Source organism: Microcoleus sp. A6-C6 (assembly GCF_036705955.1).
GTDB lineage: Bacteria > Cyanobacteriota > Cyanobacteriia > Cyanobacteriales > Microcoleaceae > Microcoleus.
Map to the genome: position 1 here is coordinate 1 of NZ_JAUBVR010000164.1, position 3,046 is coordinate 3,046.

Below are 3,046 nucleotides of genomic sequence, written 5' to 3' on the forward strand. Positions count from 1 at the left end.
CAATCGCAAGCCTCACCCGCATTCATCCCGCCACCAACCGAGGCGGTATGGTGGGGGAATCCTGCTGTTCTAGTTGACTTTTAGAAAAGATTGAGTTAGCGAACCCGATCGACCTAATGTAAATAGGGCTAAGGCGATCGGCATGGCTGGCTCCTCAACATCTTATTCGCATTTGGGCCCCAAGTTGTACCGATTTGCGATCGAGATGTCAACAAGTTTTGACCCAAGGGACGCTCAGAAATCATTGACAAAAGCTTTCTTAACAAATATTGCAAAAAATCACAATTTATTACTTATTGAGAATCTTTCCGATTTCTTTACCATTTTCTGACTCATTTCTTTACTTATTATATGTAATTCTGGGTGGCATCAGCACTTGGATGGGGTAAATTCTCCCACCCACTTGATAGTTAATTTGGGAGATTAGTGTTACATGGCTTTTGGACCAGCTTCAAGATTGGGAGTCAGCCTGTTTGATGAAACCCCACCAATCGAGCGGGTTACAGGCAACTCAAATGAAGACCTTGAAAGCATCATTCAGGCAGTGTACCGACAAGTTTTGGGAAATGCCTATGTCATGGAAAGCGAACGTCTCACCGTTCCTGAGTCGCAGTTTAAACGCGATGAACTAACGGTACGGGAGTTTGTGCGGCAGGTGGCCAAGTCTGACTTGTATCGATCGCGATTTTTCAACAGTTGTGCTCGTTATCGGGCGATCGAACTCAACTTCAGACATCTACTTGGTCGCCCTCCCCTGGATCTCGAAGAAATGCGGAGCAAAAGTACCATTCTGGATACCCAGGGCTTTGAGGCTGAGATCGATTCTTATCTGGATAGCGATGAATACCAGAATACGTTTGGAGATGACATTGTTCCCTACATCCGGGGATACAAAACCGAAGCTTGCCAAAGCATGGTGCAGTTTACCCATACCTTCGAGTTGGTGCGAGGTGCTTCCAGCAGCAGCTTGAAGGGCAATCTGGCAGGTAAGAGTCCACGTTTGAATTCCCTAGTAATTCAGAACACTCCAACCGCCGTAATTTCTCCAGCCAGCAGTGGATCGACATTCCGCAATCCCTCCGGTAGTGCTCGGACTCGTCATGGCGCTGGATCGGATGAAAACGGGAAAGTCTACCGCATTGAAGTTACCGGCTATCGCGCCAATGTGGTGAATCGGATTTCCAAGTTTCGCCGCAGCAACCAAGTTTACCTGGTGTCGTTTAACGAGCTATCCGAAACCTATCAACGGATTCATAAACAAGGCGGGACGATCGCTAGTATCACCTCTGTGTAGTCAAATTCTGGTCAAATTCTGACCTAAAACTATCAAGAATCACGCATCAAAACGTTCATAAAACTGATTTTTCCCTTTGAAGTGGGCTGTAACAAAGGGTTCTCAAAAACCCGGTTTTTAACGAAACGCGTGTAAGTGCTGTACTACCAACTATCTGTAAAGGAGATTAATTGCAATGACAGATTCGACAAAATGTGAACTGTGGCAAACCAGCGGTGTAGATGAGGTGCAAGCTGTGATTCGCGCCGTCTACAAGCAGGTTTTGGGTAATCCCCATGTGATGGAAAGCGAACGGTTTGTAAGTGCGGAATCTCAATTGAGCGATCGCAGCATCTCCGTCCGTGAATTTGTGCGATTGGTCGCTAAATCTGATTTCTACAGCACTCGCTATTTTCAAAAGTGCGCTCCCTACCGATTTGTCGAACTCAATTTCCTGCACCTGCTAGGTCGTGCGCCCCAAGATCAAACAGAAATTTCTGAACACATTATCTGCTGTGTTGAGCAAGGCTACGATGCCGAAATTGACTCATATCTCGACAGCGACGAGTATCAAACCGCTTTTGGTGAAAACGTTGTGCCCTATTACCGAGGCAGAAGCAGCGAAGCAAATACCAAGCAACTAGGTTACAACCGGATGTCGCTGCTCGATCGGGGTTTCGCCCAAATCGACAGTGCCGTCAAAGCATCTCAGTTAGTCTACGCAGTTGCCACCAACAGCGCCAACGTCATCAAGCCATCAACCAGTCGAGGAGGCGCTTATGCCGCACCCGAAAAAATGTTCAAAATTGTGGTAACAGGGTCAAAGTTCGACAGACCTCGGCGCCGCAGTAACACGACATACATTGTGGCAGGAGACAATATGAGTCCGCAAATTCAGCGGATCAATCGCACCTCTGGCAAAATTGTGAGCATCACCGAAATTATCTAAATCCAACAAAGATAAGAGGTTTAATAGATGGATTGAAGTCATATTTAGGGAGTTTTTTCTAACCTCTCTAAATATATTCAGCTATCTCTAAATCTCCAAAAAATTGGAAAAAAAATTGATGCTATACCAGTTCCCAAAAAGAATGCTACAATCTACTTCGTTGGGTCGATATCCTAGCATCGACCTACCGTTATTAATGTTGTATAATTTTGGATAACTGGTATTACATCATCTTGAGATGCTTAAAAAAAATCCCTAATTTAGCATAACCAATTCGGGAGAATGTCAACTATATCGATCAACTGGCTTGACAAAATTAAATCTGAAATCCTCATCACATTTTTCCGATCGACCATGAGTATTACACTCAATCGTATTAGAATGTTGCCACCACAAGCCGAAAAAAAGTTGCAATGCTGGATTCGCAGCCGTCATTTAATTTGTTCTGGCAATTTTTACATCTTTGAAACTATAGACTATAGCGCTATTGAGCGATTTACAGAGTCGATTACCGCTTTAGGAGGAACATTAATCTCGGTTCTGCCGATCGACAAAATTTGGATGGGCGATCACCGTCAAGTCATTCTATATCGTGCCAAAGCCAGTTTGCATACCCCTTGTCACAACCTCAAGCAATACTGGTTTAAATATGGTAGTTTCCAGACTAGGTTCGATCCCAGCTCTTGATCTGGCTGACACTGGTTAGCATTGTTGCAGCATTGTTGTTTCCTGTTGGTGGCATCCTGATTTTTAGCTAAACAGACGGGAATCCCCACATTATATCGCTTCGATTAGTGTGGGATGAAAGACGCGGTGAGACGAGG

Annotated in this window: 3 protein-coding genes; all 3 read left to right on the forward strand. The window is 44.8% G+C overall.

Going from position 1 to position 3,046, the window contains the following annotated elements; genetic code table 11:
* Window positions 1-433 precede the first annotated feature (433 nt).
* Window positions 434-1,294, forward strand: coding sequence for a phycobilisome linker polypeptide (locus tag QUB52_RS28870; RefSeq protein WP_332975654.1), 861 nt, complete (start codon window positions 434-436; stop codon window positions 1,292-1,294).
* Between the two features lie 175 nt (window positions 1,295-1,469).
* Window positions 1,470-2,222 (forward strand): phycobilisome rod-core linker polypeptide, encoded by a 753-nt coding sequence (locus tag QUB52_RS28875; RefSeq protein ID WP_332975653.1) that lies wholly within the window; start codon window positions 1,470-1,472, stop codon window positions 2,220-2,222.
* Between the two features lie 282 nt (window positions 2,223-2,504).
* Complete coding sequence (locus QUB52_RS28880) at window positions 2,505-2,909, forward strand: CpeR family transcriptional regulator (protein ID WP_332975652.1); 405 nt, start codon at window positions 2,505-2,507, stop codon at window positions 2,907-2,909.
* Window positions 2,910-3,046 lie beyond the last annotated feature (137 nt).